Origin of the sequence: Aeromonas tecta, from assembly GCF_000820185.1 — a bacterium.
Classification (GTDB): domain Bacteria; phylum Pseudomonadota; class Gammaproteobacteria; order Enterobacterales; family Aeromonadaceae; genus Aeromonas; species Aeromonas tecta.
In genome coordinates, this window is record NZ_CDCA01000028.1 from 217,004 (window position 1) to 234,704 (window position 17,701).

21 protein-coding genes are annotated in these 17,701 nt (G+C 62.8%); 10 read left to right on the plus strand and 11 right to left on the minus strand.

Going from position 1 to position 17,701, the window contains the following annotated elements; translation table 11 throughout:
- Positions 1 to 7 precede the first annotated feature (7 nt).
- The gene (gene tyrS / locus BN1137_RS12755; protein WP_050718963.1) at positions 8 to 1,276 is read left to right on the plus strand and encodes a tyrosine--tRNA ligase; all 1,269 of its coding nucleotides are present in this window, start codon (positions 8 to 10) and stop codon (positions 1,274 to 1,276) included.
- A 130-nt stretch (positions 1,277 to 1,406) separates the two neighbouring features.
- On the opposite strand, the gene yrfG is transcribed toward tyrS, so the two are convergent.
- Positions 1,407 to 2,075, minus strand: a complete 669-nt coding sequence (gene yrfG, locus BN1137_RS12760; protein ID WP_050718964.1) for a GMP/IMP nucleotidase — start codon at positions 2,073 to 2,075, stop codon at positions 1,407 to 1,409.
- Positions 2,076 to 2,222: 147 nt separating this feature from the next.
- Here yrfG and nudE point away from each other — a divergent pair, with 147 nt between their 5' ends.
- The 3 genes from nudE to BN1137_RS12775 all read left to right on the plus strand — a co-directional run bounded on the left by nudE (position 2,223) and on the right by BN1137_RS12775 (position 5,362).
- Complete coding sequence (nudE, locus tag BN1137_RS12765) at positions 2,223 to 2,840, plus strand: ADP compounds hydrolase NudE (protein WP_050718965.1); 618 nt, start codon at positions 2,223 to 2,225, stop codon at positions 2,838 to 2,840.
- A gap of 27 nt (positions 2,841 to 2,867) precedes the next feature.
- On the plus strand, positions 2,868 to 3,680 hold the full coding sequence (gene cysQ / locus BN1137_RS12770) for a 3'(2'),5'-bisphosphate nucleotidase CysQ (RefSeq protein ID WP_050718966.1): 813 nt from the start codon (positions 2,868 to 2,870) through the stop codon (positions 3,678 to 3,680).
- Between the two features lie 413 nt (positions 3,681 to 4,093).
- Positions 4,094 to 5,362: an aromatic amino acid transport family protein gene (locus tag BN1137_RS12775; protein ID WP_050718967.1), complete on the plus strand. Its 1,269-nt coding sequence runs from the start codon at positions 4,094 to 4,096 to the stop codon at positions 5,360 to 5,362.
- Between the two features lie 90 nt (positions 5,363 to 5,452).
- On the opposite strand, the gene BN1137_RS12780 is transcribed toward BN1137_RS12775, so the two are convergent.
- From BN1137_RS12780 to metJ, 3 genes are all read right to left on the minus strand, one after another.
- Positions 5,453 to 5,791 (minus strand): tRNA-binding protein, encoded by a 339-nt coding sequence (locus BN1137_RS12780; protein ID WP_050718968.1) that lies wholly within the window; start codon positions 5,789 to 5,791, stop codon positions 5,453 to 5,455.
- Between the two features lie 84 nt (positions 5,792 to 5,875).
- Positions 5,876 to 6,622 (minus strand): helix-turn-helix domain-containing protein, encoded by a 747-nt coding sequence (locus tag BN1137_RS12785; protein ID WP_050718969.1) that lies wholly within the window; start codon positions 6,620 to 6,622, stop codon positions 5,876 to 5,878.
- A gap of 36 nt (positions 6,623 to 6,658) precedes the next feature.
- Positions 6,659 to 6,982 (minus strand): met regulon transcriptional regulator MetJ, encoded by a 324-nt coding sequence (gene metJ / locus BN1137_RS12790; protein WP_005315809.1) that lies wholly within the window; start codon positions 6,980 to 6,982, stop codon positions 6,659 to 6,661.
- A gap of 211 nt (positions 6,983 to 7,193) precedes the next feature.
- On the opposite strand from metJ, the gene metB reads away from it, so the two are divergent.
- A complete protein-coding gene (metB, locus tag BN1137_RS12795; protein ID WP_050718970.1) occupies positions 7,194 to 8,363 on the plus strand; it encodes a cystathionine gamma-synthase in 1,170 nt (389 codons plus the stop codon).
- Positions 8,364 to 10,817 (plus strand): bifunctional aspartate kinase/homoserine dehydrogenase II, encoded by a 2,454-nt coding sequence (locus tag BN1137_RS12800; RefSeq protein ID WP_050718971.1) that lies wholly within the window; start codon positions 8,364 to 8,366, stop codon positions 10,815 to 10,817. It begins immediately after the preceding gene.
- A gap of 76 nt (positions 10,818 to 10,893) precedes the next feature.
- On the opposite strand, the gene BN1137_RS12805 is transcribed toward BN1137_RS12800, so the two are convergent.
- Positions 10,894 to 11,583, minus strand: a complete 690-nt coding sequence (locus tag BN1137_RS12805; RefSeq protein WP_050718972.1) for an LrgB family protein — start codon at positions 11,581 to 11,583, stop codon at positions 10,894 to 10,896.
- A complete protein-coding gene (locus BN1137_RS12810; protein ID WP_050718973.1) occupies positions 11,576 to 11,977 on the minus strand; it encodes a CidA/LrgA family protein in 402 nt (133 codons plus the stop codon). The genes BN1137_RS12805 and BN1137_RS12810 overlap by 8 nt, the downstream gene beginning before the upstream one ends.
- A gap of 125 nt (positions 11,978 to 12,102) precedes the next feature.
- Here BN1137_RS12810 and BN1137_RS12815 point away from each other — a divergent pair, with 125 nt between their 5' ends.
- Complete coding sequence (locus tag BN1137_RS12815; RefSeq protein WP_050718974.1) at positions 12,103 to 12,999, plus strand: LysR family transcriptional regulator; 897 nt, start codon at positions 12,103 to 12,105, stop codon at positions 12,997 to 12,999.
- A gap of 87 nt (positions 13,000 to 13,086) precedes the next feature.
- Here the strand turns inward: BN1137_RS12815 and pdxR are convergent, their stop codons facing one another.
- Genes pdxR through BN1137_RS23050 form a run of 3 tightly spaced genes read right to left on the minus strand, consistent with a single transcriptional unit; the run spans position 13,087 to position 14,773 of the window.
- Positions 13,087 to 14,511: a MocR-like pyridoxine biosynthesis transcription factor PdxR gene (gene pdxR / locus BN1137_RS12820; protein WP_050718975.1), complete on the minus strand. Its 1,425-nt coding sequence runs from the start codon at positions 14,509 to 14,511 to the stop codon at positions 13,087 to 13,089.
- Positions 14,508 to 14,642: a hypothetical protein gene (locus BN1137_RS23045; protein ID WP_269745123.1), complete on the minus strand. Its 135-nt coding sequence runs from the start codon at positions 14,640 to 14,642 to the stop codon at positions 14,508 to 14,510. Before BN1137_RS23045 ends, pdxR begins: the two co-directional genes overlap by 4 nt.
- Positions 14,639 to 14,773 (minus strand): hypothetical protein, encoded by a 135-nt coding sequence (locus tag BN1137_RS23050; RefSeq protein ID WP_269745124.1) that lies wholly within the window; start codon positions 14,771 to 14,773, stop codon positions 14,639 to 14,641. The genes BN1137_RS23045 and BN1137_RS23050 overlap by 4 nt, the downstream gene beginning before the upstream one ends.
- A gap of 134 nt (positions 14,774 to 14,907) precedes the next feature.
- Here BN1137_RS23050 and BN1137_RS12825 point away from each other — a divergent pair, with 134 nt between their 5' ends.
- Genes BN1137_RS12825 through BN1137_RS12835 form a run of 3 tightly spaced genes read left to right on the plus strand, consistent with a single transcriptional unit; the run spans position 14,908 to position 16,533 of the window.
- A complete protein-coding gene (locus tag BN1137_RS12825; protein WP_050718976.1) occupies positions 14,908 to 15,390 on the plus strand; it encodes an OsmC family protein in 483 nt (160 codons plus the stop codon).
- Positions 15,387 to 15,824: a rhodanese-like domain-containing protein gene (locus BN1137_RS12830; protein ID WP_050718977.1), complete on the plus strand. Its 438-nt coding sequence runs from the start codon at positions 15,387 to 15,389 to the stop codon at positions 15,822 to 15,824. The genes BN1137_RS12825 and BN1137_RS12830 overlap by 4 nt, the downstream gene beginning before the upstream one ends.
- Positions 15,825 to 15,831: 7 nt before the next feature.
- Positions 15,832 to 16,533, plus strand: coding sequence for a GNAT family N-acetyltransferase (locus BN1137_RS12835; RefSeq protein ID WP_050718978.1), 702 nt, complete (start codon positions 15,832 to 15,834; stop codon positions 16,531 to 16,533).
- A 94-nt stretch (positions 16,534 to 16,627) separates the two neighbouring features.
- Here BN1137_RS12835 and ybaK read toward each other — a convergent pair whose 3' ends face one another.
- Positions 16,628 to 17,098, minus strand: a complete 471-nt coding sequence (gene ybaK / locus BN1137_RS12840; protein WP_042643734.1) for a Cys-tRNA(Pro) deacylase — start codon at positions 17,096 to 17,098, stop codon at positions 16,628 to 16,630.
- A 275-nt stretch (positions 17,099 to 17,373) separates the two neighbouring features.
- Complete coding sequence (yecR, locus tag BN1137_RS22020; protein WP_083443451.1) at positions 17,374 to 17,697, minus strand: YecR family lipoprotein; 324 nt, start codon at positions 17,695 to 17,697, stop codon at positions 17,374 to 17,376.
- Positions 17,698 to 17,701: the final 4 nt, after the last annotated feature.

Below are 17,701 nucleotides of genomic sequence, written 5' to 3' on the forward strand. Positions count from 1 at the left end.
AGATCCTATGACAAACCCCCAGTTGCTCGACGAGCTGACCCAGCGCGGCCTCATTGCCCAGAATTCCGATCCGGTGGCGCTGCGTGATCACCTGAGCGATCCGCGCACCCTCTATTGCGGGTTTGATCCCACCGCCGGCAGCCTGCACATAGGCCACCTGGTACCGCTGTTGATGCTGCGCCGCTTCCAGCTGGCCGGACACACCCCGGTGGCCCTGGTCGGTGGCGCCACCGGGCTCATCGGCGATCCCAGTTTCAAGGCGACCGAGCGCAGCCTCAACAGCGCTGACACCGTACAGGGTTGGGTGGCCAGCCTGTCGACCCAGATTGCTGCCCTGCTGCCTGCGGGAGAAGGGCTGGCCGCGCCGCAACTGGTCAACAACGCCGACTGGATGGGGCAGATGTCGGCGCTGGATTTTCTGCGCGATGTGGGCAAACACTTCTCGGTCAACGCCATGCTGGCGCGGGAATCGGTGCGCCAGCGCCTCGCTCGCCCGGATCAGGGCATCTCCTTCACCGAGTTCTCCTATGCCCTGCTGCAATCCCAGGATTTCGCCGTGCTCCATGAGCGGCTCGGCTGCACCCTGCAGATCGGCGGCAACGATCAGTGGGGCAATATCACCAGCGGCATGGATCTCACCCGCCGCCTGCACCAGGCCCAGGTCTTTGGCATGACCCTGCCGCTCATCACCAAGGCGGATGGCACCAAGTTTGGCAAGACGGAAGGGGGCGCCATCTGGCTGGATCCGGCGCTCACCTCGCCCTACGCCTTCCACCAGTTCTGGCTCGGCACAGCGGACGAGGATGTCTACCGCTTCCTGCGCTACTACAGCTTTATGCCGCTTGCCGAGATAGCTGCGCTGGAAGCCGAGGATGCCAGGCGGCAGGGTCGCAAGCAGGCGCAGCAAGTGCTGGCCGACGAGCTGACCGAGCTGGTGCACGGCAAGGTCGCGCTAGCGGCGGCGCGGCGCATCGGTGAGCTGTTGTTCTGCGGTGAGGTGGCGAGCCTTGGCGAACAGGATCTGGCCCAATTGGCGCAAGATGGCATGCCGAGCTGCCGGGTGGTGGGGCCACAGGATCTGGTGACCCTGCTGGTGACCTGCGGTCTGGCGGCGTCGAAGCGCATCGCCCGCGAGTTGCTGGCGGCCGGTGCCATCGCCCTCAACGGCGAGCCGAAGCAGGATGAGGCGCTGGTCTTGAGCGATCGGCTGTTTGGCCGCTACCTGCTGCTGCGCCGTGGCAAGAAGCAGTATCAGCTGGTGGTGTGGCTGGACTGAGCCCGGCGCTACGCGAGCATAACAAGGGCTGCCCAGGCAGCCCTTGTTATGTGGCCACTGGCAGATGCTCACGGCCAGCGGCAGTCATCTGGCATGGCCGTGACATGGCGGGGGGGGCAGTAATCCGGCCTCAACCCGCCAGCGGCAGCAATTCGGCGTAGTCCCGTATGGCCGGGAAGGCGGTGATGCACTGCTCGGGCTGCTGGCTATCCGGGTTCTGGATGGCGAGTTGATAGCCGATGCCATAGTCGGCGGCGGCGCGCAGGATCCGCTCACTGTCATCGACAAACAGGGTGCGGGCCGGATCGAACGCCAACCGCGCCGCCAGTGCCTGCCAGCAGTGCTGGCTCTCTTTCGACCAGCCCAGCTCGTGGGTGCTCACCATCAGATCCAGATGTTCGCCCAGGCCGAGTCGCGCTTCCTTGACCGCGAGGCTGGCGGGGTGGGCATTGGTAAAGAGCACTAGTTGCTTGCCCGCCGCCCGCAAGGCAGTCAGGAAGGGGATGCTGTGGGGCCGCCACTGGATCTTCTCCAGGATCTCCTGCTTCATCCCCCGGATATCGAGATCCAGAGTCCGGCTCCAGTAATCCACGCAGTACCAATCGAGGGTGCCGGCCACCGCCTGATAGTGGGCATCGATCTGTGCCTTGGCCTCGGCCAGCGGCAGCAGGTGGTGCTCGGCATAACGCATCGGTACCAGGGTCTGCCACAGGTGGCTGTCAAAATGCAGATCGATCAGGGTGCCATCCATGTCGAGCAAAACGGTATCAATTTGGTGCCAGGGCAGTGAGGTCGGCATGCATATCCCTTCTTGTAACAAACGCTGCTGAAAAAAGAGCGGCATTATAACGGATTTTTCAGACCGCTTTCCCGGCCTTGCCCCGTGGTGTTCGTTCGGGGAGTCGTTTACTCTTGAAGCACGATTTTTTAACGAGCAGCGCCCCCGATGAGTGAGCACCACAAGAGCAAACCTGAACACATTCGTGTGGATATGATCGCTCATGACAAGAGCAAGCCGGAGATCCTCAAGGCCGAGATAGTGGCCGAGAGCCGGCTGTTCAAGGTGGAGTCCCTGCACCTCAAATTCAGCAACGGCGAGGAGCGCGTCTACGAGCGGATGCGCGGCGGCAACCGGGGCGCCGTCATGGTGGTGCCCATGCTGGATACGCACACCTTGCTGCTGGTGCGCGAATACGCGGCGGGTACCCACTCTTACGAGCTGGGCTTCCCCAAGGGGCTGATCGATCCGGGCGAGAACGCCTTCGAGGCGGGCAACCGGGAGCTGATGGAAGAGGCGGGCTTTGGCGCCAACAGCCTGATCCCCCTCAAGCAGGTGTCGCTCGCGCCGGGCTACTTCTCCAGCCGGATGGACATACTACTGGCCCGGGATCTCTACCCGGAGCAGCGCATCGGCGACGAGCCGGAGCCGCTCGAGGTGATCCCCTGGCCATTGAACCGTATCGACGAATTGCTGGCGCGGCCGGATTTTACCGAGTCGCGTAGCATCAGTGCCCTGCTGCTGGCCCAGAAGTGGCTGGCGGAGCAGGGGAATACACGCCCGTAAAGGGTCATCAACACAGAGGGTAGCAAGATGCAGGAGCTGTTGGCCTGGGTGCCTGGGGTCAAGGAGATCGCCCGTGAAGCGGGGCGGATCCTTCACGAAATCTATCACGGCGGTCAATTTGAGCGTCAGCTGAAGGAGGATGCGACCCCGGTCACCAGTGCCGATCTTGCTGCCGATGCCTACCTCAAGGGGGCGCTGTCGGCGCTGACTCCCTATATTCCGGTACTGACCGAAGAGGCGGCCGATGTGCCCTTCAGCCAGCGCGCCAACTGGCGCCAGTACTGGCTGGTGGATCCCCTCGACGGCACCGGTGAGTTCATCGCCGGCAGCGGCGACTTCGCCACCCTGATCGCCCTGGTGCGGGACAATGTGCCGGTGCTTGGCGTCATCTATGCCCCCGAAGCCGACGTGCTCTACTGGGCGGTGCGCGGCCACGGCGCCTTCAAGGAGGTGGGGGGCGAGGTCTATCCCATCAGCGCCATGCACCATGAGCACGATCAGCCAGATGCGCTGGTGGTGGCCATCAGCCGGCGCCAGAAACTGGAGATGCTGACCCGCCGCCTCAACCCAGCCATCAACTACGAGCTGATCCCGCTTGGCTCCAGCTCGCTGAAGTCCTGTTTGGTAGCGGAAGGCGCTGCCGATTGCTATGTGCGCCTCGGCCCCACCGGCGAGTGGGACACCGCCGCCGCCCAGTGCATCGTCGAGGCGGCGGGGGGGCGCATCCTCAGCCTGGCGCTGCAGCCGCTCAGCTACAACGAGACGGAGTCGCTGGAGAACCCTGACTTTATCGTGATGGGAGATCCGGATCTCGACTGGGGCAACATACTGGCTCATTGAGCGGGCTGACAACCCACCGCCGACCAGTCATAGGGCGACCTCAGGGTCGCCCTATTGTTTAGCGTGATCCTCTGCTTTGGTCGGGTTATTACAGGGATATCCGCTGGTGAAGGACGAGTATGGCAGTGGATCGTCACAAGTAATCGGAGGTGGGTAGTGTCTTGGTTTCTGTAATTCTGTAAATGAATGATCTGTCAAAATAAAAAATCAAACTTGCGTGATAATTTGGTTTTATATATCGTAAAATTTCATTTATCAGGATTTATTGGATTCTGTGAGCGAGATCCTATTCCCAATCTCACTGGCTGAGGCGGGCTTTGGTAGTGAGATCTGCCAGTTCCCTTTTTTGAGAATTAAATTCTGAAGGAGCACAATGATCGCAGATTAAAATACTGGTTATGAGTGAATTATCGATGAGTTTATCTGCAGAAGTCACAGCGGAGCTGCCTGGTTCCCAATCCGTCGTCGCCCACACCGGCTGGCGTCGTCACGACACCCACTGGGTCATCAGCCTGTTTGGCACCGCTGTCGGCGCCGGCATCCTGTTCCTGCCCATCAATCTGGGGCTCGGCGGGATCTGGCCCCTCATTATCGTCGCCGTACTGGCCGGTCCCATGACCTTCCTGGCCCACCGTGGCCTAGCGCGTTTCGTGCTCTCCTCCTCCCGTCCCCAGGCGGATTTCACCGAGGTGGCGGAGGAGCATTTTGGCAAGATGGCCGGCCGACTCATCTCGGCGCTCTATTTTCTCTCCATCTTCCCCATCCTGCTCATCTACGGTGTCGGCCTGACCAATACGGTGGAGAGCTTCATGATCAACCAGCTCGGCATGGCCACCCCGAACCGGGTGATGCTGTCCGGCGTGTTGGTGTTCGCCATGATCGCCGTGATGCTGGCCGGTGAGAAGGCTATGCTGCGGGCCTTCGCCTTCATGGTCTACCCGCTGGCGGCCATTCTGGCGGCGCTCTCCTGCTATCTCATTCCCCAATGGCAGTGGCCAGAAATGACCGCCTTCGAGGGCACGAGTTTTCTCAACACCGTCTGGCTGGCGCTGCCGGTGACGGTATTCGCCTTCAGCCACGCCGCCGCCATCTCGGGTTTTGCCAACGTGCAGCGCCGGGAATACGGCGAGCAGGCAGAGGCCAAGAGTGGCCTCATCCTGCGCAACACCACCGTCATGCTGGTGGGCTTCGTGCTGTTCTTCGTCTTCTCCTGCGTGCTGAGCCTCTCCCCGGCGCAGCTAGCGGAGGCCAAGGCCCAGAACGTTTCCGTGCTCTCCTATCTCGCCAACATCACCGACAACCCTGTGATCGTGACTTTGGGGCCGCTCATCGCCTTCATTGCCATCAGCTCCTCTTTCCTCGGCCACTTCCTGGGGGCGCGCGAGAGCTTGAAAAGCCTGATCGCCAAGCCCACCGGTTTGTCGCTCGGGAAGGCAGACAAGCTCGGCATCGCCCTGATGTTCTTCGCCATCTGGGGGGCTGCCGTCATCAACCCCGGCATCCTCGGTCTGATGGAGACCCTCTCCGGCCCCGTCATCGCCATGATCCTGTTTATCATGCCGGTGGTGGCCATCTACAAGGTGGAGGCGCTGGCGCGTTTTCGTCAGGGCTGGGCCAACGGCTTCATCCTGCTGACCGGTGCGCTGGCGGTGTCGGCGCTGCTGTTCAGCCTGCTGAAGTAACGTACGGCCTCTAATCGGCGGCGGAAATAGGAAGAGAGGCGACCCTGGGTCGCCTCTCTTGTTTTATACGGCTTTGCTTTATCCACTGACTCAGCCCAGCTTGGCGCCGTTCTCCACCGCCTGCTCCGGGATGGCCATCACCACGGCGCCGTCCGCCCGGTAGAAACCGGTGAGCAGAAACTCCGATTGGATGGGACCTATCTGCTTGGGAGGGAAGTTCACCACCGCCACTATCTGGCGGCCCAGCAGATCTTCCGGCTGATAGAGGTCGGTTATCTGGGCGCTGCTCTTGCGCACCCCAAGCTCCGGGCCAAAGTCCGCCCACACCTTGTAGGCGGGCTTGCGTGCCTCGGGGAAAGGCTCGACCCGCACCAGGGTGCCGACTCTCAGTTCCACCATCTCGAAATCCTGCCAGCTTATGGTCTGCATCTTGGCTCCTCATCTTGCCTGTTTAGCGTGATGGCCAGCATGCCCGATCCACCGCCGTCTTGTCTTCGGCGCAGAGCCGCCCGGTTACGGTCGCTGGCCGTTTTGCTGGCGCCAGAGGGAAGGGGTCAGCCCGGTCTCGGTGAGGAAGCGCTCGGCGAAGGCCCCCTGATTCTGGTAGCCGCAGCGGCAGGCTATCTCGCCGATGGACAAGGGAGTCTGGGTCAGCAGGGTGCGCGCCAGCGCCATGCGCCTCCCTCGAATGTAGTGGGAGACGCTCATGCCGAGTTGCTGGCGAAAAGCGTGTTTGAACTGGCTCTGGCTGAGGCAGGCGAGGGCGGCGAGGCGCTCGTTGGTGAGGGGCTCGGCGAGGTGAGCCTCGATATGGCGCTGCACCCTGAGCATGCGGGGGGCAAGGGTCGGGCCCATGCCCTGGGCCTCGGCCAGCAGCCCCAGCCAGACCTGCTCCATCCCCGCCACGTGGCGACCCTGAACCACCATCTGGCGCAGGAAGGCGAGGTAGTGACGCTGAGGCTCGTCCAGTGCAATAAAGGGACGCTCGGTGAGGGCAGCTGGCAGCCATTGGCTCTCCTGCACCAGAAACGAGAGGGCCGGATCGGCGGCGTAGTCGTGACGCTGGCCCGGCGCTATGACGCAGGCAAAACCAGGTGCGAGGCGCTGACCCTGGCCATGCACCTCTATCTCGATGGGGCCGTCCAATGGGATCACCAGCTGGGCGAAGTCGTGGCTGTGGCTGCTGACATCGCGCTGATAGCGGCGCAGGCTGAACGGAAGGGGAGTGGATGACAATGACGCGGCCAGGGGCCGCGTCATTGAAGGGGGAGGACTCTTTGCCATCTGCTCGGCAGACTATTCGGCGTCGAAGTCTTCAATTTCCTTGCCGAGCGCTTCCATGATGGCGCGGACCTCGGCAGGGACGCTGTCCGGATGATCCTTGCGCAGGTCATCGTCGCAAGGCAACGGCTGACCGGTAAAGGCATGCAGGAAGGCTTCACAGAGCAGCTCGCTGTTGGTCGCATGACGCAGGTTGTTCACCTGACGACGGGTGCGCTCATCGGTCAGCACCTTCAGCACCTTGAGCGGGATCGAGACAGTAATCTTCTTGACCTGTTCGCTCTTCTTGCCGTGTTCCGCATAGGGGCTGACGTAGTCGCCGTTCCACTCTGTACCCATGATTCACCTGTTCTCATTTGGCCGTGAGCGCGGATTTTAACCCTTACGGAATTAGATGGCAATCCAACAGCAAAGCCATTTAGACGTCTAGAAGTGTTGACGGCTTTTTTGCGCTGGCGTAAGGTGGTTCACCATAGGCCAGCGATGGCAAAAACGGGTGTGGCAGGGAAACAACGGCCAGCGTCCAGCGACAGATCAAGGAGAGAGTGACATGACCCACAAGGCCACCCTGGCGGTACGTACCGGGATCGAGACAGATACACAGCACGGTGCCGTGGTGCCGCCCATCTACCTCTCCAGCAACTACACCTTTGCCGATTTTGGCGAACCCCGTCAATACGATTATGCCCGCTCCGGCAACCCGACCCGCACCAACCTGGCGGACGCGCTGGCGGTGCTGGAAGGAGGGGCGGGCGCCGTGGTGACCGGCACCGGTATGGGCGCCGTCCACCTGGTGACCACCGCCCTGCTCAAGGCCGGCGATCTGCTGATCGCCCCCCACGACTGCTACGGCGGCACCTGGCGCCTGTTTGAATACCTGGCGGCCAAGGGTCACTACAGAGTGCAGTTCGTGGATCAGGGGGATGAAGCGGCCTTGGCCGAGGCGCTTTCCCAGAAACCCGCGCTGGTGTGGGTGGAGACCCCCTCCAACCCGTTGCTGCGGGTGGTGGACGTGGCCGCCATCGCCGCTGCGGCCCACGAGGTGGGTGCCCAGGTGGCGGTAGACAACACCTTCCTCTCGCCGCTCTTGCAGCAACCGCTGACCCTCGGCGCCGATGTGGTGGTGCATTCGACCACCAAGTACATCAACGGCCACTCCGATGTGGTGGGCGGGGTCGCCATCGCCAAGGAGCAGGTACTGGCCGAATCCCTGGTGTGGTGGGCCAACTGTCTGGGGCTGACCTCGGGGGCCTTTGATTCCTACCTCACCCTGCGCGGGCTGCGCACCCTGGCGCCGCGCCTGCGCACCCATCAGGAGAACACGGACCGGATCCTCGCCTTCTTGCAGCAACAGCCGCTGGTGAAGACGATTTATCACCCCAGCCTGCCGAGCCACCCGGGTCACGAGATTGCGCGCCGTCAACAGTCCGGCTTCGGCGCCATGTTAAGTTTTGAACTCGATTGCAACGAGACGGGGCTGCGCGCCTTCCTGGCGGCCCTCGAGCTCTTCTCGGTGGCCGAATCCCTCGGCGGGGTGGAGAGTCTGGTGGCCCATCCCGCCAGCATGACCCACAGGGCCATGACTCCGGCGGCGCAACAGGCGGCGGGCATCAGCGCCCAGCTGCTGCGCCTGTCGGTGGGCATAGAACACGGTGAAGACCTGGTGGCCGACCTGGCCCAGGCATTTGAACAAGCAGCATTGGCAGAGCAGGTGAAGTAAATGGAACAGCAGCAAGGAGAGGTAGCGGTGGCAGCAGAAGCGGTACAAAAGCGGCGCCATGTGCACAAGTTTGGCGGCAGCAGCCTGGCGGATCCGGTCTGTTATCGCCGGGTCGCCGCTATCGTCGAACAGCAGGTCGGCGGTCATGAACTGATCGTGGTCTCCGCCGCTGGCAAGACCACCAACCGGCTGATCCAGCTGGTGGAGCTGGCGGAAGCCGGGGATGAGGCCGCCGGTGAAGCCATCACCGCCCTGCACGCCTATCAGCAGAGCCTGATCGACGGCCTGCTGGAGGGGGAATTGCAGCTCGACTTGAGCAAGCAGCTCGCCGACGACACCCAGCTGATCGCCAAGACCCTGGAAGGGCAGTTCGATCGCTTCGAGCGCAACGGCCTGCTCGCCTTTGGCGAAGTCTGGTCTGCGCGCCTGTTGGCCGCCCTGCTCAGCAGCCGTGGCGAACCCACCATCTGGCTCGATGCCCGCAGCTTCCTGCGCGCCGAAGACGGCGCCCTGGTCAAGGTCGATACCGCCATCTCCAGTGAGCTGCTCAAGGCCCGCCTGGCGGAGCACTCCGGTCGCATCGTGGTGACCGGCTTTATCGCCGCGGATCTGGAAGGGCGCTCCTTGCTGCTCGGTCGCAACGGCTCCGACTACAGCGCCAGCCTCTTGGCGGCGCTGGCGGACGGCGAATCCACAACCATCTGGAGCGACGTGGCCGGGGTTTATAGCGCGGATCCGCGCCGGGTCAAAGAGGCGCGCCTGTTGGAGCGCCTGAGCCTGGCGGAGGCCAACGAGCTGGCCCGCCTCGGTTCTTCCGTGCTGCATTCCCGTACCCTGCAGCCGGTGGCCGACAGCCGCCAGCGCCTCACCCTGCGTTGCAGCTACAACCCGGACGAGGGTTGCACCCATATTCTGCGCCGGGCACCGCGCTCCGGCGGGGCGCGCATCGTCTCCTCCGTGGATCAGATTGCGCTGATCGAGCTCAAAGTGCTGCCCCAGACCAGCTTTGAGCAGACGGTGGCGGTTATCGAGGCCCATCTGGCCCGCCATCGCCTCAACCCACTCACCCTGCAGCGCCAGCCGGATCGGCGGGTGCTGCGTCTGGCCTACACCCTGGAAGTGGCGGAAGGGGCCTTCGAGGTGCTGCGGGATTTCCAGTTGCAGGGCAGCTTCACCGGCCTCATCCAGAAGGAGGGCTTCAGCCTGGTGGCGCTGGTCGGCGCCGGCGTCACCGACAACGCTGAGCAGTGTCACCGCTTCTATCAGCTGCTGGCGGATCAGCCGCTGGAGTTCGTGCAGGTGGCCAGAGATGGTCTGAGCCTGGTGGCCGTGGTGCGCCAGGTGGTGCTGGAACCCCTGCTCATCGCCCTGCACAGCGCCCTGTTCAGCCGCCCGACCCGGGTCGGCCTGGTGGTGTTTGGCAAAGGTAACATCGGCGGCCACTGGCTTAGCCTCTACGCCCGTGAGAAGGCACGGCTCGAACATGAGCTCAACCTGGCACTCACCCTGTACGGGGTGTTCGACTCCAAGGGCGGCTTGTTGGACGAGGAGGGGCTGGATCCCCTCAAGGTGCGGGACAAGTTTGACCCCAAACCCCTCATCTGGCCCGAGCTACTGGGTCAGCTGGAGCAGCACGGCTTCGATACCCTGATCGCGCTGGACCTGACCGCCAGCGAGACGGTGAGCCGCTACTACCCGGACTTCGCCCAGCTCGGCATTCACATCATCGCCGCCAACAAGTTTGCCGGCGCCGCCGAGAGCGAGTTCTACCAGCGCATCAAGCAGACCTGCCGGGATCATCAGGTGCAGTGGCGCTACAACGCCACGGTCGGGGCCGGCCTGCCCGTCCAGTCCAGCATCCAGATGCTGCGCCAGAGCGGCGATCGCATCCAGAGCGTGTCCGGCATCTTCTCCGGCACCCTCTCCTGGCTGTTCCAGCAGTATGACGGCAGCCGTCCCTTCTCCGAGCTGGTGGACGAGGCCTGGCAGCACGGCCTGACCGAGCCGGATCCGCGCGAAGATCTCTCCGGTCAGGATGTGCGCAGGAAGCTGCTCATCCTGGCCCGTGAGGCGGGCTTTGAGCTGGATTCCGCCGACATCGAGCTGGAAAATCTGGTGCCCGTGTCTCTGCGCAAGCTGACCACGGATCAGTTTATGGACCGCCTCAAGGAGCTGGATGCCCCCATATTGGCGGCGTTCGAGGGGGCGCGCCGGGTCGGCAAGGTGCTGCGCTATGTGGCCCGCTTCGAGCACGACGGCAAGGCGCGGGTCGGATTGGAGGCGCTGGAGCCACACCACCCGTTTGCGAACCTGCTGCCCTGCGACAACGTGTTCGCCATCGAGAGCGACAGCTATCGCACCAACCCCCTGGTCATTCAGGGGCCGGGGGCGGGGCGTGAGGTGACGGCGGCAGCGATCCAGTACGATCTGTGGCAGATCTGCGCCAGCCTATGATGGTTAAGAGCAATGAAGAAGAGGCGCCCCAGGGCGCCTCTTCTGTTTTTGTGGCAGAGCAGATGGTTGGCGTGCGTTACCAGAACAGCTTGCCGAGCAGGGGGGCGAACAGCACGGTCGCCATGCCGGCGATCATCATCACCATGCTGGAGACCACCCCCTCCTCGTTACCCATTTGGTACGCCTTGGCGGTGCCGGCGCCGTGGGCGGAGGCACCAAAGCCCGCCCCCTTGCCGAGGCGGCTGCGAATGGCGAGCACCGCCAGCACACTTTCCCCCACCGCCATGCCGATCACTCCGGTCAGCACCACGAACAGGGCAGTGAGATCGGCGTTGCCACCCACGGAGCGGGTCGCCTCCACCGCGAAGGGGGTGGTGATGGATCGCATGGCCATGCTGCGTTGTAGCAGCTCGGAGAGGTGCAGCCAGCGCGCCAGCAGCACTGTGCTGCCCACCGCCATGATGACGGAGGCGATGACCCCCACCGACAAGGAGAGCCAGTGGCGGCGCATCAGCTGGCGGTTCTCGTAAACCGGCACCGCGAAGGCGACGGTGGCCGGTCCCAGCAACCAGAGCAGCCAGTGGGATTCGGCCATGTAGTCCTGATAGGGGATCTTGAACAGCATCACCATCGCCACCAGCAGGGCCGGGGCCAGCAGCAGGGGCATCAGCGGCAGTATGCGCTTGCGGGCATAGAGCCATTTGCTGGCGTAGTAGAACAGCAGGGTGAGGGCGAAGCAGAGCAGGCCGAGCAGGGTGTCAGACATGGCGACGACTCCGGCGAGCCAGCATCAGTTCGAAGCGATAGACTCTGTCAACCACCAGTGCGGTAGTGCCAAGCACCAAAATTGTGCTGACAACCAGCACCAACATGATGCGCCACCCGTCTTCCAGCAGCAGATCCTGATAGTTGACCACGGCCACCACGGCGGGCACGAAGAACAGCAGCATCTCCGCCAGCAGCCAGCGGGCGCCGGCGCTGAACCACTGGGCCTTGACCACCCCGAGCAGGATGCAGACGAGCAGCAACAGCATGCCGGTGAGGTTGGCGGGCAGGGGCAGATGGAAGGTGCGCACGGCGGTGTCCGCCAGCAGCCAGATGCCGGCCAACAGGACGATTTGGGAGATGGTTTGCAGCCAGCGAAGGCAGAAGGTTTTCATGATGGAGGTCTGTCTGTGAATCTGATCACAGTATAAGAGGGTGGTAAACCTGCAAAAAATGAATTTAAATTATAAAAATAATGCCAATTTGGCATGTTTTAAACTTCATCACCAGGATCCCCGCCATGGATATCCGAGCCCTGCGTTACTTCGTCGAACTGGTGCGGGAGCAGAGCTTCACCCGCGCCTCCGAGAAGCTGTTCGTCACCCAGCCCACCATCAGCAAGATGATCCGCAGCATGGAGGAGGAGTTGGGTCAGCCCCTGCTGAGTCGCTCGGGGCACAGCTTCACCCTGACCGACAGCGGCCAGGTGCTGTTCACCCATGGCCAGTTGGTGCTGGCCCAGATGCAGCAACTGGAGGCGGAGCTCGCCGATCTACAGAGCCTGCAACACGGCCGCCTCGCCCTCGGCATCCCGCCCATGGTGGGCCACGTCTATGCGGATCTCATCCGCACCTATCGCAGCCGCTACCCCAAAGTGGAGCTCTCCATCGTCGAATATGGTGGGCGGCGCATCGAGCAGGCGGTGCTGGAGGGGGAGCTGGATCTCGCCATCACCATGTTGCCGACCAAGGAGGAGGGGGCCCTGAGCGCCCTTGAGCTGGATTGCTATCCCATCCAGGTGGTGCTGCCGGATCTGCCGCGCTGGCGGGATAGGGCCGAGATCCGGCTGGGGGATTTGAAAGAGGAGCCATTTTTGCTCTACACCCAGGCCTTCACCCTGAGCGAGCGGCTGGAGCAGGCGTGTCAGCAGGCGGGGTTCACGCCCCAGGTGGCGGCGCGCAGCAGCCAGTGGGACTTTCTCACCGCCATGGTGCGCAGCGGCATGGGGGTCGCCTTCCTGCCAGAGCCCATCTGCCGGCGGCTGACTCCGGACGGCCTGGTGTTGCGGCCACTGAAGCCCGAGCTGAGCTGGCGGCTCGGGGTGATCTGGCCCGCCAAGCGCTACCTCTCCCGCACCGCCGAGGCCTGGCTGGAGCTATGCAGGGACAGTCAGGATAGGCCTGTGACTCCCCTCTGAGCCGACGTGCGAGCTTGGGGGCCATGCTCTGCCTCACCGGGCAGAGGCTGGTCGAGTCTCGCCTCGTCGTGTGACAGAGGCGCAGGGCTAACCCCTCATTACCTCACCCAGCCGACGACAAAGCTGGCGCAGGGTCTGGTTGTCGAGGCAACCAAAGCCGAGCAGCCAGCCCTCCAGCCTGGGCTCGCCCAGGTAGAACTGGGCAAGGGGGCGCAGGCCCAGCCCCAGTGCATTGGCGGCCAGAGTCCAGCGCTCCTCGCCGCCCGCTGGCAGCAAGGCGGCGCACTGCAATCCGGCGCCGCTGTGGATGGGGGTGAGCAGAGGGCAATGCTCGGCCAGCTCCCGTAGCAGCAGATCCCGCCTGCTTTGGTAGAGCAGGCGGCTCTGGCGCAAATGGGTGGCAAAGTGGCCGGCGCGGATAAAGTCAGCCGCGACCGCCTGCTGCAACTGGTTGCTGTGACCGTCGAAGGCGGCGCGGGCCCGGCTGAAGGCCTCCATCAGCGGGCGCGGCAGCACCAGATAGGCGAGCCGCAGTGAACCGAACAGCACCTTGCTGAAGGTGCCCACATAGATGACCCGCCCCTGGCTATCGAGCCCCTGCAGGGCGGGCAGCGGGCGCTGATCGTACTGATACTCACCGTCGTAATCGTCTTCCAGCACCCAGGCGCCGTGGCGCTCGGCCTCCGCCAATATTGCCATCCTGCGCGCCAGGCTCATGGGCACCCCGAGGGGATACTGGTGGGCCGGGGTGCAGTAGATGAGCCTGGGTTGCGGTAGCCCCCCCGTGGGATTGAGGCCCTCTGCGTCAACCGGCACAGGGTGGATGCGGGCGCCGGCACTCTCCATGGCGGTGCGCGCACCGGGATAGCCGGGATCCTCCACCCAGACGCTATCCCCTGCATCGATGAGCAACTGGGTCGCCAGCAAGATACCCTGCTGGGAGCTGGTGAGGATCAGGATCTGATCCGGTTCGCACTGCACGCCGCGCGATTGCACCAGATAGCCGCTGATGGCGGCGCGCAGCTCGGCCAACCCCTGCGGATCCCCGTAGTTCATCCAGTGGCTGGCACGCTGGCGCCACTGCTGCTGCATCAGCCGGCCCCAGAGTGCCTGTGGGAAGATACGCGGATCCGGCTGGCTGGAGGCAAAGGAGCTGCCCACTTCTGGCACCTCCTCGCAGGCGCCCCCTGCCGCCATCTCCTGACCACGGCGGGACAGCCCGGCCGCCGACTGGGGCGGGCGAGGCTTGGGTCGCACCGCCGCCAGCGCCACAAAGCTGCCTGCGCCCACCTTGCGCACTAAGTATCCCTCGGCCTCCAGCCGGCCATAGGCCAGCTCCACCGTGCTGCGGGAGATGCCGAGATCGCTCGCCAGCAGGCGGCTCGCGGGCAAGCGGCTGTGCTGGGGCAGGTGCCCGGCCAGAATTGCGCCGCGCAGGGTGCGTACCAGCTGCTCATGCAGCGGCAGGTCGTTTTGCTGCTGGTCGGCAAAAAGTGTCGGCAGGGCGGTCATATCAGGCTCCTCGTGGGCTTGGGCAGATGAGCCCTCACCAAGATGGCCTCCCGCAAGGTGCGTACCAGCTGCTCGTGCAGCGGCAGGTCGTTTTGCTGCTGGTCGGCAAAAAGTGTCGACAGGACGGTCATATCAGGCTCCTCGTGGGCTTGGGCAGATGAGCCCTCACCAAGATGGCCTCCCGCAAGGTGCGTACCAGCTGCTCGTGCAGCGGTAGGCTGCTTTGCTGCTGATCAGCAAACAGGGTGGGCAGGGCGGTCATGCTGGCCTCCGGGTGGGCCCTCGGCCCACAAAAATTGGTCTGCTTATATTGGCAAAATTGGTCGGGGTGGCAAGTCCATTATGGCGCTACATTGAGGATCTGAGACAGGAGTACAACCACCACAAGGAGTCGGAATGTCAGAGTTCAGTGCCCTTATCAACTGGCAACGGGGCGCCAGCGAGCCCTTCTTCGATCAGCGTTACAGCCGGGCCCATGAGTGGGAATTTGATGGCGGTGTGCGGGTACCCGCCTCCTCCTCTCCCCATGTGGTGCCCTTGCCCTATTCGGTGGCAGAGAATGTCGACCCAGAGGAAGCCTTTGTCGCGGCGCTCTCCAGCTGCCACATGCTGACCTTCCTCTGGTTGGCGGCCAAGGCGCGCTATCTGGTGGAACGCTATCGCGATCAGGCGATCGGCATCATGGAGGTGGACGAGCGCGGTCGTCAGTCCATCACCCGCGTCACCCTGCGCCCCCAGGTGCTGTTTGCCGGTGAACGCCAGCCGAGCCTGGCCGAGCTGGAGCAACTGCATCATCAGGCCCATGAGCAGTGCTTTATCGCCAACTCGGTCAGAACCCAGGTCAGTACCGAGGTCTCGTTATATCAGGAGTCCGTATGAGTCATGTATTGAGTACCGGGGTGGCGAGCCCACAAGATGCCCGCGCGTTTTTCGAGGCACAGCTGCAATATCGCACCGATCCGGCGGATCTGGCCGCGGACCTGCTTAAGGGAGAGGAGGGGATTGTGGTCATCGACACCCGCTCCCCCGCCCACTACGCCGAGGGCCATGTTCCGGGGGCGGTTTCTTTCCCTCATCGCACCATGAATGCCGCCAGCACGGCGACCCTGCCGAGGGACAAGGTCTATGTCTGCTACTGCGATGGCATCGGCTGCAACGGCTCGACCCAGGGGGCCTACAAGCTGGCGGCGCTGGGCTTTCAGGTAAAAGAATTGATCGGTGGCCTGCACTGGTGGCGCCAGGACGGCTTCGCCGTCGCCACCGGCAGCGAGGCCGGTGTCTTGTTGGAAGGAGGGATTGCCTGTGCCTGTTAAGCCATTGATGAACGAGTTTGATCAACCCGTTGGCGCCGAGGTGCCGGAGTGGGCGGGGGCCGAGTTTCCTCCCAAGGCCATCATGAGCGGTTGGGGCTGCCGGCTGGAGCCGCTGGATCCCGCGCGCCACTGCGGCTCACTCTGGCAGGCATTTGGTGCCGACAGCGGGGCCATGTGGACCTATCTCACCAGCGGCCCCTTCGAGGACGAGCCGGCCATGCTGGCCTGGCTGCAACAGAGCGCCAACAAGGTGGATCCCCAGTTCTACGCTATTGTGGACGAGGCGAGCGGCAAGGCGCTGGGGCTCGTCAGCTATCTGCGTATCGATCCCGCAGCCGGCAGCATAGAGGTGGGTTGGCTGCACTTCTCCCCCGCCCTGCAGCGCACCCGCCTCTCTACCGCCGCCATGGCGCTGATGATGGGCAACGCCTTCGCGCTCGGCTACCGGCGCTACGAGTGGAAGTGCAACGATCTCAACTGGCCCTCCCGTCATGCGGCGCTGCGTCTCGGCTTCAGCTATGAGGGCACCTTCCGCCAGGCGCGGGTGGACAAGGGGCGTAGTCGGGATACCGCCTGGTTCTCTGTGATCGACGGCGAATGGCCGACTTTAAAAACGGCCTTCGAGCGCTGGCTGGCGGATGAGAACTTCGATGGGCAGGGACGCCAGATATTGCGCCTCTCAGATCTCCGCCTGCCGCGCCAAGGGTGATCAGGTTGGCATCCATGGCAGGCCCATAAGAGCAGCAGGCCCATAAAATGAGAGAGGCCCCGGATGACGGAGCCTCTCTCATTCAATCTGCGGCTCAGTCGTGATGATCGCCAATGGGGGCTGCGATCCACTTCATCAAAGTGAGCATGTCTTGCGGTGCCACCCCCACCGAGAGGCCGCGCTTGCCGCCGCTCACCAGGATCTCGTCATACTGCATGGCAGAGTCGTCCAGCACGGTCGGCAGCAGCTTCTTCTGGGCCAGCGGGCTGATGCCGCCCACCTTGTAACCGGTCAGCTTCTCGGCCTCCGCCGGCTTCATCATCTCCACCTTCTTGAGCCCCGCCGCCTTGGCCAGCTGCTTCAGGCTGCACAGGCCGGAGGAGGGCACTATGGCCACCACCGCCTGCTTGTCGTGATGGGCGATCAGGGTCTTGAACACCTGTGCCTCCGGTAGGCCGAGCTGGGTCGCGGCATGCTTGCCGAAATCGTCGTGGGCCTCGCACTCGTAGGGATAGAGCTTATGGGGGATCTTCAGCTTTTTCAGCAGGTTGATAGCGGGGGTCATCAGATTTCCTCGAGCCGGGACAAGGCCAAGCAGTCTGCTCCTACTGGCCAAGAGGTGCAAGTTTACGAAGATAAGGTGTATGAATAGGTCAGATTTTTGTGTCTGGAAACGTTCAGGAGCACATAGTGACCATTTCACAATATACGACTATTTATCCGGTAATTTTATCGAAATTTAGGATCTAATTATGTGAAGCGGAAAACTAATAGTACCTAATAATGAAAGTAGAGATATTTATAGTGGCAGCAGAATACTGCCACTAGTGTCGGTGCAATTTATTGGGTGCTAGAACCAGTACATTGATATTCTTTGGTCACCATCCAGCTGGTACAACTACCGAAACCGTCAGTCATATTACATTGCTTTGTAACTCCACCAAAGGCCTCTGCATGGGTGTAACCCCATACTGAACATCTTCTTGCTGCCAGTGAAATTGCTTGTTCTTCATTTAGTTGGGGGACTTCAAACTGACCAAACTCGTATGAGAGTCTAATTACGCCGTCAGCTTTACTTCCTCCTGTTGCAGACCAGTCTTTTGTCGTTGAACAACCACCTAACAAGATTGAAGTAAGCGCTAGCAATATTGCAATTTTATTCATATCA